The 13,546-nt window shown below is 57.9% G+C and carries 14 protein-coding genes; 5 read left to right on the forward strand and 9 right to left on the reverse strand.

Annotated features, from left to right (window positions below; all coding sequences use genetic code 11):
- The 7 genes from JQ597_RS35245 to JQ597_RS38585 all read right to left on the reverse strand — a co-directional run.
- A partial coding sequence (locus JQ597_RS35245) for a porin (RefSeq protein WP_212270001.1) occupies window positions 1–932 on the reverse strand: 932 nt, incomplete at its 3' end.
- A 307-nt stretch (window positions 933–1,239) separates the two neighbouring features.
- Entirely contained in the window at window positions 1,240–1,578 is a 339-nt protein-coding gene (locus JQ597_RS35250) for a helix-turn-helix domain-containing transcriptional regulator (protein ID WP_212270002.1), read from the reverse strand.
- 72 nt (window positions 1,579–1,650) lie between these two features.
- Entirely contained in the window at window positions 1,651–2,406 is a 756-nt protein-coding gene (locus tag JQ597_RS35255) for an outer membrane protein (protein ID WP_212270003.1), read from the reverse strand.
- A gap of 525 nt (window positions 2,407–2,931) precedes the next feature.
- Window positions 2,932–3,609 (reverse strand): hypothetical protein, encoded by a 678-nt coding sequence (locus JQ597_RS35260; protein WP_212270004.1) that lies wholly within the window; start codon window positions 3,607–3,609, stop codon window positions 2,932–2,934.
- 430 nt (window positions 3,610–4,039) lie between these two features.
- On the reverse strand, window positions 4,040–4,573 hold the full coding sequence (locus JQ597_RS35265; RefSeq protein ID WP_212270005.1) for a hypothetical protein: 534 nt from the start codon (window positions 4,571–4,573) through the stop codon (window positions 4,040–4,042).
- Between the two features lie 25 nt (window positions 4,574–4,598).
- Window positions 4,599–4,946: a hypothetical protein gene (locus JQ597_RS35270; RefSeq protein ID WP_212270006.1), complete on the reverse strand. Its 348-nt coding sequence runs from the start codon at window positions 4,944–4,946 to the stop codon at window positions 4,599–4,601.
- A 396-nt stretch (window positions 4,947–5,342) separates the two neighbouring features.
- Entirely contained in the window at window positions 5,343–5,753 is a 411-nt protein-coding gene (locus JQ597_RS38585) for a hypothetical protein (RefSeq protein ID WP_249136077.1), read from the reverse strand.
- 1,167 nt (window positions 5,754–6,920) lie between these two features.
- Between JQ597_RS38585 and JQ597_RS35275 the strand changes: the two genes are divergently transcribed.
- From JQ597_RS35275 to JQ597_RS35285, 3 genes are all read left to right on the forward strand, one after another.
- Window positions 6,921–7,427: a hypothetical protein gene (locus JQ597_RS35275; RefSeq protein WP_249133582.1), complete on the forward strand. Its 507-nt coding sequence runs from the start codon at window positions 6,921–6,923 to the stop codon at window positions 7,425–7,427.
- 784 nt (window positions 7,428–8,211) lie between these two features.
- On the forward strand, window positions 8,212–8,397 hold the full coding sequence (locus JQ597_RS35280) for a hypothetical protein (RefSeq protein WP_212270007.1): 186 nt from the start codon (window positions 8,212–8,214) through the stop codon (window positions 8,395–8,397).
- A gap of 230 nt (window positions 8,398–8,627) precedes the next feature.
- On the forward strand, window positions 8,628–8,852 hold the full coding sequence (locus JQ597_RS35285; RefSeq protein WP_212270008.1) for a hypothetical protein: 225 nt from the start codon (window positions 8,628–8,630) through the stop codon (window positions 8,850–8,852).
- A gap of 641 nt (window positions 8,853–9,493) precedes the next feature.
- Here the strand turns inward: JQ597_RS35285 and JQ597_RS35290 are convergent.
- Complete coding sequence (locus JQ597_RS35290; protein WP_212270009.1) at window positions 9,494–9,976, reverse strand: hypothetical protein; 483 nt, start codon at window positions 9,974–9,976, stop codon at window positions 9,494–9,496.
- Between the two features lie 1,010 nt (window positions 9,977–10,986).
- Between JQ597_RS35290 and JQ597_RS35295 the strand changes: the two genes are divergently transcribed.
- A complete protein-coding gene (locus JQ597_RS35295) occupies window positions 10,987–11,226 on the forward strand; it encodes a hypothetical protein (RefSeq protein ID WP_212270010.1) in 240 nt (79 codons plus the stop codon).
- 33 nt (window positions 11,227–11,259) lie between these two features.
- Window positions 11,260–11,550 (forward strand): hypothetical protein, encoded by a 291-nt coding sequence (locus tag JQ597_RS35300; protein WP_212270011.1) that lies wholly within the window; start codon window positions 11,260–11,262, stop codon window positions 11,548–11,550.
- A 709-nt stretch (window positions 11,551–12,259) separates the two neighbouring features.
- Here JQ597_RS35300 and JQ597_RS35305 read toward each other — a convergent pair.
- Complete coding sequence (locus JQ597_RS35305) at window positions 12,260–13,444, reverse strand: cytochrome P450 (RefSeq protein WP_212270012.1); 1,185 nt, start codon at window positions 13,442–13,444, stop codon at window positions 12,260–12,262.
- Window positions 13,445–13,546 lie beyond the last annotated feature (102 nt).

Genomic DNA, 13,546 nt, shown 5'->3' on the forward strand with positions numbered 1-13,546 from the left:
CAGCCCCACTTGTCGCTGGGATGACCTGAAGTTTCTGTCCCGCCGTAATAGGCCGCGTGGATGTTGTGCGCGGCTACGGAGGCCTGGAAAAGGCCCCAGGTCTGGTCAACGCGAAGCATGCCAACGATGTCCGGAGCCCGCGTGCCGCCGAAGGCATTGGCGCCATACACGCCGCCCGCGAAGTTGGCCGCGGTGAGGGTGGACGCATTCCACAAATTGGTCTGATAGTAGATAACCTGATCCTGCACGGAGATCGTACCGGTGATGCCCTGACCGAAATTCGCCGTATAGGAGAACTGGTTCACGCCGGTGGTGTCGGAATGGCCGCCGAGGAGCGCGTCGGTGATGTTGGCGGGATAGCCAGACCAGGGTGCGTCGAACTGGGATGTTGCCCTGCCGATCGTGAAGCCGGCGAACTGGATGAACGCAAAGTTAAGGGCGAAGGCCCCACCGGAGAGACCGCCGTCGGAGGGGTTACCAACGCCACCAAAGCCGCCAGCCTGGGCGGCAGCAGAGTAAACGGTGCCACCGGCGCCAGTGCCGGCATAGGTACCCGAGGTCCAGGAAAAATTCGCATCGAAGAAAGTGCGGACCACGCCGTATTCGGTCGCGGTACGCGTATCGACGGAGAGGTTTTCGCGGGCGCGAGCGAAATAGTAGTTGCTCAGCCGGTTTTGCTGACCCGCAGCGCCACTCCAGGCCGGGGTGCCCTGAATACCAGCGCCGTTGAAAGTGACATCGGCGCGCAGGTAACCGCCGAGCTTGATGCAGGTGTCGGTACCCGGGATGAAGTAGAAGCCATTTCCATAGAGGGAACAGATCCTGACGTATTCGATCGCCTTGGCCTTGACTGGAAGATCCGCCGCCTGGGCTGCGCCCATGGCGATGAGACATGCTGCCGAACCAAGCACTGCCCTGTTGAGTATCTTCATGGCCCGCTCCCCTGCTCTTTCGGAGCCGCCCTCTGGCTGAACTCCGCAACGATCCGATACCCTCGCATCCCAGCTTTACGCTGCGATTCGAGTCACGCAACGAGGGACACCCGGTACATTATTCTTCAGGCTACTTTCTTAGAGAGTGTTACACGAAAGGCACACGAACCGGCTGCCCTTTAGAAAATGGAACTAATGCTCTGGTCGTTTGCATTGCTGTGCAAGGTCACAACATCGGACATTGGCCGCCGACTCCGGGATGTCCGTTTTGTGCCAGGAGCGGACCTGGGTGCGGGGCGCGGCACCGTCACAGGCTCTTGGCATTCTCAACCGATTTTAAACGCCCTGCTCCTGCATTCCGGCGCATCGTGACATGCAACTGGAAGCCCATCGCATCGAGTACTCTAAGAATTGTCGTGAAGTTCGGTTTTTGCGGATCGCGTGCAAACGCACGATGAATGCTTGTCCTCGCAATCCCAGATTTCTCCGCAAGGTGAGAAATATTGTAAAGGTGGGTGGCCGCGCCAACGGCATGACAAATTTCGGAAACATCCGATTTCTTGAACGCTTCATTTATGAGATCGGCAGCCGCGCGTCGCGAAGCCGGCTGTGGGCGAGTTGCGCAACCGACCGATTTTTTGGGCATGTAATCCCTCCAACAAAATAGGCCGGCATTTCCGCCGGCCTATTGTACTGGAGATTATGCAAAGGGGCGAGATCAGTACCGCGCAGCGACCGGTGCACCGTAACCGCCGAAGCGGTAGTTGATGCGCAAGGTTACCATGTCCACGTCCTGACTGATCCGGTTGAGCGCACCGGCAACAATCGGATTGGCGACCGAGAACGAATTGTTCGCGTCGCCCATGAACAGATGGTTGTACTCGACCCCGAACGACCAGTTTGGTGTGAAGCCGTACTCCAGTCCAACACCGATGGTGCCGCCCCAGCGGGTCGCGCTAGCTGAGGCCAGTTCAGCGCCGGTAATGGTACTGAGGATGCTAAAGCGGTTGCTCGTCACTGCCGCGCCGCCCTTTACGTACAGCAGTGCTGCGTTCCAAGCGTAGCCGATCTGGCCGGTAAAGAGGCCAATACCATCGGTCGTTGTGCGAGTGGAGAACGCGGGATTGATAATGCTGATGCGCTGGTTGCTGAGATCGGCCCAATCGCCCTGCGCTTCCAGACCAAACACCCACTGATTGGCTTGCCAGCGATAGCCGATCTGCCCGCCGGCGAGGCCGCCCGACCGCTCCCGGCAGCCGTCAGCCACGACTACGCCCGCCACATCGACGAAATCCCAGCAGTTGCGGCTCTGACCCCAACCGCCGTTGCCGCCGATGTAGAAGCCACTCCAATCGTAGATCACCGGAAGCGGTGCCGCCATAGGCCTTGCCTTGACGGCCATGTCGGCGGCGGACGCAGGAGCGCCCATGCCCAGCGCAATCAGACCTACCGTACCCATCAGAAACTTCTTCATCGCATATCCCCTTCCGGTGTAGCCAACGACCTTCCAGCCGCGCGGCGTGTACATTCCACGACACAGTATGAATGATTTGATTGCTTCGACCTGTATCCGGATTGCCACAGGCGAACTTTGATTTGGGAAAAAATGGCAAGGGTCGTGTCCTATTGGACTATGCAGTTTGTGCCATTCCCTTCCGCGCGGAATTGGCACTCCGGGAAAAGTCGGTAACCGATCCAACTTGGTCAGACTGATTTCGCCACAGCGAGAGATGATCCGGGCTAGCCAAATGTCCGCTACGGGTCAAACTGAGAAGTCCGGGTGGGCCACCGGGAAGTCGGCTTTGCCTTCAAGAACGGACATCGACAGACCGGTCCCGTTGGTCTGGTTCGTGCCAATAGGCGACATGGAATTCGCATCGATAAATGAAAGAGGCCGCCAACTGAGGCGGCCTACTTCGTCTCGTCTTTGACGATTTCCGTGTTCAAGTTGGTGCGACCGAAACACGGGGAGTTCACCTCAGCTGGGATGCCGTAACCGCTATGGCAGCGGATCCGTCGAAATTGGGACAACTTTCCTGTCTCGTAGGATGGTCAGGCTAACCAACAAGACCCACAACGGAAACACAAGCAGACTCGATTCGAAATAGGAGCTTCCGATCAGGAGCGCCGCCGCGATGATGAATCCCACGATTGCGAGCCAACGGGGCATCAAACGGGTATAGATGGCAATTGTCGACGTCGTGATCATGAAGACCGCCGCCGTCTTTACCACGTAAATGTTGATCATCCCGTAGGCCAAGCCGCGCCCGAAATGAAAAGTGGCGGAGTGGACGAGCGCGTCAGGTGCCGCCCGAAGTGCGACTATGATCGCGCCAAAGACCGCGGCGGCAACGAACAGCATCGCCAGCAGTAAGACTCCGCTGCCCAAGAACACGGTCGCGAAAAATTGGTCCTCGCGAGCCCCAAGTCTGTCACGAAGTACTCCGATGAACCAGAGAAAGGCTACGCCAGCGACAGGCACAAGATTTAGGGCAAGCGCCACAAACGTCGTATCCCCCGCGAGCCAAGCGCCTTCCTCGAAGGGATCAGATGGCACCGAAAGCCGCATGAGTCCGAACACAGCGACCCACAACACAGAAAATATGATGCCCGCGAAGGCTGCGGCCTTTGGAGTTCTCAGGTAGGCGCTCGTCAAACCCGGTTGGCTGGAGATCATTGCGAAACTCCCACGGGAAGATTTCAGACACTGTCAAGGATGCCAGAGGCATGGGATCACCGCGCCAGCCCGGCTTGGATAGTGAGGACCGTTGTTATGAAACTTCAACCCCGCTCGTCCATTCCGATAGGACAATGACGCTGCTACTTCTGATCATAAAGCCCTTTTGTGGCCGGGCGAGACGGTGAGGCGCAACGTCCGTTCTGGGTCAAACTCAGAAATCGGGGCGGGTAACTGAGAAGTCTCCTTTGCCCTCAAGAACGGACATCGAAGCACCCAGGCGCGCGTGCGTTGCGCTACGCTTAAAGAGTTTCGTGCCGCGCCGCAGCAAGCAAACAAATGGCCCGACGATATTGCACGTCGGGCCATTCAAGATCATCCGCTCTTCAGATAGGCAGCGTCTCTTTACTTTTTGAGAGCAGTTCGATGCTTACTTGGCCGGATCAGGTCGCGAACTTCCAACAGTAGACGGTATTTTGTACTCGCCGCGGAGTTCATCCCACACGGCCGTGTCACTGACCTGCACGACGTGGTACTCACCGCGGCCCGTGATCCCTGCATATTTTCCCGTGCCTCCAGTGAACTCGAAGGTACCGCGGAACTCTTTCGGTTTGACGTCTTTCAAGACGTACTTGGCAAAGACCTTGGATCCATCGGCCTCTGTGAAGGTTTTATGGCCGCCGCTGGAATTGCCAACATCCGTTAGATCAACCACCTGATAGCGGGCTTTGTCGAGGAAGGGCTTGCCGTCGGCATTGAACACGGCGCCGTCGAATTCGGTGACCGACACCGTATGGTCAGCCCGGTCTTCCAGCTTAACGCTCTTGTTGGACAAGGTGACCAGAACGGCTCGACCGAACCATTGACCCGCTTCTTCAGCCACGGCCGGGGCAGAGGCCGCCGGGACTGCCAAGGCAAGAACAACACAACCACACATCCACGATGAATTGAGATGATACCTCATGGTTTCCTCCCAGATAGGTTGCGGGTTAAACGTTGTCGAGCAAAGACCTCCATGCTTGAGTTTCCAATGTGTCTATTAGACGCGTATCGCCATGCATCAATAGTCCACTGTGCTGACCTACATTCCCGTGCAACGACCAAATCGGCCAGCGCTTCTTGAGCAGGCTCTCCGCCTTGACGCGCGCAGGTAAGCCGCCCTGATACTTCTCGACATAGTCGAGCAGCCGCGCGGTGCCGATCAACCACGTTGCCTGCTTCGGTTCGCCCCTGCGGGCGGCCTCATCATTCCACCGGCAGATAGTTTGACCACAAACTTCGCAAATGGTCGCTGCCTGCGCGGTGGTCAGCAAGCCGCCATTGGCAATCTGATCCATTACGTCGCCTGATGGCGGCTTCCACCCCAAATCATCTGCAGCTGCTGATCGATCATGCGTTCAAAGTAACGGTCTATAGTGCGGATAAATTTCAGGTGGCCAATCCTTAAAGCTCCTGGATCGATCTCGGCACGCGCATTTCTCGCATTTTTTAAGACGCCTGATTTGAATATTCACTAAAAAACCGACGGCGGCTTCCTTAAGCTGATTCCGAAATTTTTAATAAATTCGGACCAGCCTCCCCTCAGCGGCAGGAGGTGTATCATGCATAATCATGACTTCGTGTCTGACGGATTTCTCGCGCTAATCGTAACAGCCCTTGTGATGTTGTGCTCAGGTTGGCTCGTTCTCGCGTTTAGCTAAGGCCCCGGAGCGATCCGAGGCCTTTTTTGTCCATCAGACGTTAGCGGTCTCATACCGAGCTGCAGGTTGGGACGCTCGAGGCTTTTCCTCGATTGGGCTTGCAGGCAATTGCAGTACGGTAGCCCTCTGCCCCGCAGCGAGGTCAGTGACAAGAACGATTGTACCGTTTGAGAATTCCAGCGCGTCGTGATGTTGGTATGGCTTATTGAGGTTTATTTGGCGAAAGCGCGCGAGTCGATCGCCGATGCTCTTGCAAAACATGATGCCATCAGTTTGAGCGTCATTCTCGAATGCTATCTCGGTCCCAGGACGAAGGCAGACCGCGACTTTCGAATCGTCTGGGCTCGCAAAGCCGTGAGTCCCAGTAGAAAAGTTGGTCGAGACCAACGTTTCCGCGACCACCGCGGGTCGTGTCGCGACCGCATGTAAGCTGTAATCGCACATGGATGCGCCTCCTATAAAGCGTCACCCCCAAATCACGAACCTCCAAACCGATTTGGTTGCGAGGTGCGATGATGGGGATCAGTAGATTCCCTATCCCTCCGGGAGTCGACCTAAGAAACATTAATTCGGCGAGCCCCAGAGGCCTAACCGCCCGGACCGCGCGTTGAGGAGCCGATCCCACTGCCGGACCAGCGAATGCTGGTTGTCGAGCATAGCGGGGCCCCACCATGATGGCCCGCATCGGCGTCATGCGGGCGTTGAACCGGAGCACCGCAGCGAGGATAAGGCCGCAATGAAAAATAAGCCTTGCGTTCGTTCAACAGGACGCGCTCAAATCATGGCAATAGAATAATAAAGAGAGGCGTAGTGAGTGGGAGAACGGCGATGGGCGCAATTGGAGCGGTTTTTCAGCCCGAGCTAATCAAATTGATGAGGGCAGTCCTTGACGATGCCACGGCAATACTCCCCGAGGCAAAGCGCACGTCGACGATGAAAGCCGAAATCGCGTCTAACATTCTTGCATGTGCCGCGAAAGGCGAGCGGGACCCGATAGCGCTGAGAATGGCTGCACTCTCGGCCATCGTGGAGTGTACTCACTATTCGCACGATATCTCTCCGGAGCGCAGGTTGGTCTAAAACATAAAAAAGCCGCCCGGGCATGACTCCGTGCGGCTCCTTACGCGACTGCCGGTTTCCCAGTTCCGTCGCTGCTGCCATAATAACCGTCGAGTGGTGCCACGGTTCCGGTGTGTCGCAAGAAAAGCCCGCCGGGCGTGAACCGGCGGGCTACATATCGCGTCGATATCCTCAGCGCTCAGCGTCTCACGGACTAGCAGCGCGGCCGCTACGCGCTCAATTGCTGCCCGGTGATGCCTTACCAACCTTCGGGTTGTCGCTCGCATGCGGGGCTCTCTGCGTTCCCATTGGTCGGGAGTGATGTTGGCGTCGCTGGTCTCGGACATCCAGTCGATCTGATATCTGTCGTCCCTTGCGCAGTTGCCCGATGGCTTGGAACAACTGTTCGCGCGTTGTGTCTGTGGGGAAGTAAAGCCCGCCGGTGCTTTCGGCTGGCATAGGTGTGCTATTCTCAGAAGTAACCTGACCCATGACTTACCTAATAGTTTGGGCCAGGCCTGTCGCGGTGTTCCTAGCACCTCGGCGGGCCGCTTGGTTTTTAAGCAGATTTATGGTACAACCAAATATATGAAAAAATCAAGTGCGGTTGCACCAAAAAGGCGCGGTCGACCTGCTATCAAAGGTGGCAGAGATCCACATATTGCTGCCAGGATGCCGCCCGCCCTGATCGCAGCGGTTGAGGCTTGGGCAGAAACCAACAAAACCAGCCGCTCTGACGCCTTCCGTCGGCTGGTCGAGTTGGGGCTCACTGTAAAGGCGAAACCGAGGCCAACCGGGCGACTTAGCGCCGCTCTCGTTGCGGACTTAGCCGTTGAGGCAATCGACAGCTTGGGGACGAAGGTCAAAGCGCCTGCGCGGCCGGCCGGCAAGCCGGGCCGGAGGTTGCGCGCTCAGGAGCTTGCCACGAAGGCGATCGAAAAGATTATCGATCCCGCGGCGGCCCCTGAAGAACAAGCCCAGCGCAGGCGGCGGCTAACCAAGGGGCCTCCGGAGTTTCGTGAGGCTCGCCTTGATCAGCCGAAGGCGAAGGGGAAGTGAGCACGGCGGGCAACGACGATAAAAGCCCGCTTATCGATCTCGTTAGCTGCATCGTATGCAATCAAACAATGAGGCTCGAAAAAAGCTCCCCCGACGCTGAAGGAATTGACATCATTCAATATCGCTGTGACCTGTGTAACAGAATTGAGCAGGTGCGATTATTGCGCCGAAGTCGAGTTTCGACGGACTGATCCAGCGATTTGCCAACCCCTCAGGATCTGCGCACGGGACGCGCCGACCGCGAAACCATCGATCGAGGGGGTTTGGCGAGGGTCAGCTTCGCCCCGCTTGCAGTATATCGCGCTCGTTCCGGAGGAACGTTTCCCTGGTGCTGCTTGTTGAACATCAGGGGCGTTTGGAGACACAATGCAGGAAGAGTGCAATTCTAGTCCGGATCTGGGATTGGGTACGACTGTGCTAGCGATAATGGGTGCAACTGCGTTGGTAGCTGTTCTCTTTCTATTATCACCATGGAACGTCTCCCACATCGCATCGCAGACAAGTCCGCGGACGTTGTACGTGGCTGTACCAACGCAATAGATGAACAAGAGAGTGGTGCACAAAAAGCCCACGCTAGCGCGGGTCAGCACCAAGGCCGCCGCTTCGGACAGAAAGTCCCGCTGCACATCGCCAAAGTGGCAGCACTCGTTATCGGTGGCCTGATTTGATTTCAGCCGCCCTCTCGGCCTGTTCCCTAGGGAACAGCGCCACGAGAACTTATCCGTCAATGTCGCAATCAGCCGAGGCAATGGTGCCCGGGAGAAAAAGGAACCAGGAGAGCGACATGAAATGGGATTACCAGATTGAGGCAACCGAAATGAGGGACGAGCAGCTTGAGGCTGTAAGCGGCGGCGCCGGTGTCATTACAGGCTTCGGGGTGCGGACAGATCAGCGGATCGCGTTGCAGCAACAGCTTACCGCGGCGTATGCCCGCAACAATCCAACCGACTACTACGGCTACTTTGGCTAACAGTTTGAGTTTTAAGATGCTCGGGAGGCCGCCCCGCTGGCGGCCTCTTTCGATGATCTGGACGCTCAGTGAGGCCGTGAGGCGAGAGACCGAGGAGGAGGATTGGGACTAAGCATTTCCAGTGATTTGCCAGGCCCCTCGGGGCGGCTTTCGCGCGCCTTATCGCTTGCGCGCCCACTCTGGTTGCGGAAAACTCCGGCTGGTCGAGATCTTGGCTGAAGGGCTAAGAAATGACGAAGACACCAGGCAAAGCTGAACCACAGAAGCCGATCAGCAAAGCCGCGCGCGAAGCGCGTAAGGCATTCCGCCAAGTCGACGCCGAAAAGGCAATGACCGAGCACGAGATCGCGCAAAAGGCGTTCTCAAAAAACCGCGAGCGTCTCAAGGCCGAGCGGCTGGAGCGCGAGGCTGCAGCGCCACCGCCCACAAAAGTCCAGCTCAAAGCGAAGAAATGACAGCTCCAAGTCCAGCGAGACGGCGTTGGACCTCCGAAGAGGAGCAGAAGCTTGATGAGCTCCTCGATGCCGGAAAGGAAGCCGCCGAGATAGCTGTTGAACTGAATCGAACACGCCAAGCTGTCTATGCTCGATTGCAACGGCGGTACAGAAAACGAGCAAAGCAGTTCGGCTTGTCCAGCTCCGGCTGAAGATACAGCGCAATCCCGAGTATGCCGCGGCAGTTACGAACCCTAGCGCTGGGGTCGTTTGCCTAGCCGCTACGAGCGCGCTCCAATGGGTCATGCTCGAGCTCACCGCCGCCCTCAGCCGAACGCTCCGACTGCTGGCACATCTTTTATGGTGACGTTCAGGTCGGCACGATCGCGGTCCAGTCAGGGCTGCCGGTCAAGGCCAAGCAATGGAGATGGGACGTCGGCTTCTACCCGGCATCACATCGCGGTCGTTCCCGTAGCGGCTATGCGTCACGTTTCAACGAGGCGCGGGCCGGCTTTGAATCTGCCTGGAAAGCCTATTTCCCGCGATGCACCGAAGGTGACTTCATCGAGTACCGGCGCCAACGCGCCTGGACGGCATGGAAATACGCTATGCACGGTCGCGACGAGCGATAGCGAATTCCGTAGCTAGCCATCGTGGGGCGGCTAACGTGACCGCCGCTTTCGTCCCGCATTAGGTGAGGATTTGACTCGTCTCTGGATGCCGATCAAGCGCATCATCGTGGATCGCTGAGAGATGGGCTGTGGTGCAGCCACTTCGGGCACGTGTTGACCTTCAGACGGCGGCGGCGAAGCCTCGGGCGTCGGTTCGAGGTGTGCTGTAACGGATGCCGGCATAAACTCCGCAGTAGTGGAGGGTGTTTCGGACATCGCCGAGGCTGGAGTTTCGAGTGACAATAGAAACGCCCGGCCCGCGTCGGTAATCTGCCAACCGCCACCATCGACAGTCACGAAATGCGAACCGAAGATACTTAGGCCAGGCGCAAGCGCAGCTAGCCGCTTGGTTCGATCGGTCCAATCGGGGCCACTGGAAATGAGAATAGAAACCTGTCGCGTGAGTTCGGCGAGCGTTGCTCGCCCATCAACTTGACCGGCCAACACCTTCAAAACCGTGATCTGAAAACTCACGTGCAGTCTCGCGCGCGCCCCGGACAAAAACAAAAAGCCGCCTCCGGGACGATCGTGGGCGGCTTTTCGATTACGCAATTACAAGCCCGGTAAGGCGACGATCAGGGTGGCAATTATTGGTGAACAAGAAGTTGACGAATTGAGCTAATCCCAGCTTTTCGGCCGTTAGCAGACTGCAACCGGAACCGGCGCGTTCCGGTCGCCGGCGGGTCTTGCTCTGCCTATGCGACACAGCTCTCAGGATAAAATTAAGCGTCGACTTGAACTTTGGGCGCTCGAAGCCGTCGCTCATCGATGCAGCGATCCTTCACACATCGGGGATCACGTAGTCGTCTTGGTCACGCTGAGAGATCGGCCACAGATCGAGCTACCGTTTAGTACCAGCGTCCTCGGCCGTACCAGCCGCCGCCGCCAAGCAGCAGGACAAGAAGTACAATGATGAGAAGTGTGGTGGTATCCATGCGTCTTACTCCGCCTGCTGCATAATTGCGCAGCTTGGAATTCTAGCTATGACAACGTTTAGCCGGTGGTCTCGGTTCCAAGACCTCGCGGGGCGATGGGGTTACGTTGGGCAGTATTCGCTATTCCGCGACCAGGCATGCGGCGCCATGCGCTGGCGCGCCGCTGCGTAACCTCCGACAAGCGAAACCATCATTGCGAGAAAATCATAATGATCATGAATACAAATACGAGCGCACTCGCGGCGACCCCATAAATTAGATCGCCGCGTTCGCGTTTCGTCATGCTTTTGGATCCCAAAGGTCAGGTCCCGCTCTCCCAAGAGTGGCCATACGACCGGTTGATCGACCGTGAAAGGATGGCTTGAGCTACGGGGTGTTCCGCCCGTTGAACAGCCGCGGCGATTGGGACGCCGTGCGAATGCCCAGCCTAAATCGAGGGTCGCGGCTCTCGCAAGTGGAACTCAAATTGCTCTTGCTCTGTTAGGTATAGGCCGCGCGGCTTCCCAACCATTCAAGGCCGGCGCACCGTACAATTGCCGAGCCAACCCTATGCCCAAGATCCGCGTTTCAATGCCGGAATTGCAGCGTCGAGCGTTGTTAGAAGTTAGAAAGCAGCCGGGCTGTCATAACATCCAGGAAATAGCGATCAATCGTGTTGCAAAGCACGCTGAAAATAACTGGTCGCTCTGTGTGCTCGCAGCGGGCGCGGCAGATGCCAATACCGCCGCGCGCGCGGCGGTTCACGTCCAAACTATTTTGCGCCGGGACTATGATCTGCTGACGGATTGATCTGTAGGTCCATAAAAGGAAGGCGGAGATCAAATGGACCACCGCTTCACATTCTCGATATTCACGATTGAGATCAACGGCAGGCCAACGCTTGCGCTGCAAGCTAAGAGGCACAAGGACGCGGAACGTCTTTGCGAACACGGCCGGTTACGCACAAAGTTGAGTACAATCACGTCTCATGGCACCCCGTTGTGCGATGCCAGCGCCACGATGAAGGTCAGGTTGGCTACTGCTGAAGAAGCAGTTCTTTATCGGCAAGCAACGCAATCGACCGAGCCATCAAGTGACACTAGCATCGTGTATCTTGTGGATCTCGATGGATAGGCCAACTTTGGAGCAAACGTTAGCAGGAAGAAGAAAAAGAGGGCCGAAGCCCTCTTTCAAGATTAGTACCGACGATAGCCCCGATGGTATCCGTAGCCGTGACGTACATAGGGGCGGCGGACGACGTAGGCCCCGCGCCGATACTCGGGCCTTGTGCGGACGCAACCGCGCGGACCGCAGACCACTGCAACGCTCTCGACGTTCGAAGACTGGAACTGTCCCAGGGGGCCAGCGGCATTGCTGAAGCGGTTCCGGTCGAGAACGCTGCGCCACCCAACGTGGCCAGTGCGAGAAGTGCGAATCTAAGTTTCATCAGTTTCCGCCCGTTGAGTATAGTCTCCGCAGGAAGCGTAGAGGGTCCTCTGTGAATGAAGGATGAGTGCGAAGATTAAATCGCGGTAATCAGCCGGCAACTGAAGAGTCCGCTCTTGCTTCAACAGCGCGGACATCTAGGGCGTGACCGGCGGACGACCGCTTTGCTGCGCATTACGGACTCAACTCGGACATCGAGCTCGGTCCGAAGAGTGCCAACATGCGACATCTCGATGTTATTCAATCACCTCGCCAGCTTGCGCGGCCAGGACCCGGCGAGAGCTGATCTATGCGAAGAACCTGCCGCGCAACTCGCCGGCAAGCTGCTTGCGGGGAATTGCGGACGATCTGCGGCAGCGGATGAGGCAAAATAAAACGCCTCTTCCTCGCGCCGCTCCTATTGCAGGAGAATCGGCAGATTGAGCGGGCCGCGGAAACCGAATCCGTGCCAGCGCACGCCCGCGGGATCAGGCAAGGTCATGTTGGGGAAGCGCTCGAACAGCATGGGCAGCAGGATCGCGCCAACGGTTCGCCGCGACAGGTGCGCGCCCGCGCAGTGATGCGGGCCGTTGCCAAAGGCCTGGTGAGGATTGGGCTCACGCAACCCGTAATAGTTTTCGCCATCGTCGAAGACGTCCTCGTCTCGATTGGCCGACGCCTGGATCGTCATAACGGTGTCGCCTTTCGGGATGAAGCAGCCGCGGATCTCCGTGTCCTCCATAACGAGCCGCGAACTCGCCTGGATCGGCGCCACCCACCGCACCCCTTCCTCGAAGGCGGAGCGCCATTTGTCGCCTGCGCGCACGGCGTCAAGCTGATCCGGATTGGTGAGCAGGCCGTAGAGGATCGTCAGCAGGGCGTCGCGCGGCTCGTTGATGCCGCCGCCGATCGCGATCTTCACATTGGCGATCATCTGGCTTTCCGGAATCGGATTCTTCGCGTTCACCATGAAGGAGAGCGCTGAGGAATCCGGTTCGGCCCGCACGCGTTCGGCGTTGGCGCGAATACATTTGTCCATTTCCGCATTGGCGATGTCGGTCGCATCGAAAGGCCCCGGCGTCCAGCCGAAATTGCCGGCGCCGTCGATCAGCGTCTGCGACCATCGCTGCATGTCCTCATCGTTCGCGTCCGGAACGCCCATCGCATGTGCCAGAATCCGTGCGGCAAGCGGTCCTGCGAGACCGGGAAAGAGATCGACCACCTCACCGCGCGGCAGCCGGTCAAGATACGCCGCGGCCAGTTTCGCATACAGCGGCGCCCAGACGGATTCGATCGTCTTCGGCATCAGGGCCGGCATCATCGCCATGCGTTCGGTCCGGTGCTCGTCATGGTCCTTGCGCATCAGCGTATGCGCGAGAAAGGCGCGCTTCATGGGCGTGTTCGGGTCGTCGGAGCTGAACAACGCCGCGTTGTCCTTCACGTATTTGGTGTCGACGGCCTTGGTGAGGAAGGTGCGGCCTACGGATTTGACCCGTAATACGGGTGCTTCGCGTCTCAGGCGCCGGTAGATCGGATAGGGATCGCGCGAGAGCTCTTCGATCGTGATGGTCTCGTCCAGGGGGGCCAGGCACACGGTCGGCATGGGGTGATCCTGTTGGTTGTTGGCCAGCATGTGCCGAGGCGGAGCATATTGGCAGCCGAGAAACAGCGCAATCCGGCATCCGCCGCACCGGCAGGCGCGAAG

The sequence above is a fragment of the Bradyrhizobium sp. AUGA SZCCT0177 genome (genome assembly GCF_018130125.1).
In the GTDB taxonomy this organism is placed as follows: domain Bacteria; phylum Pseudomonadota; class Alphaproteobacteria; order Rhizobiales; family Xanthobacteraceae; genus Bradyrhizobium.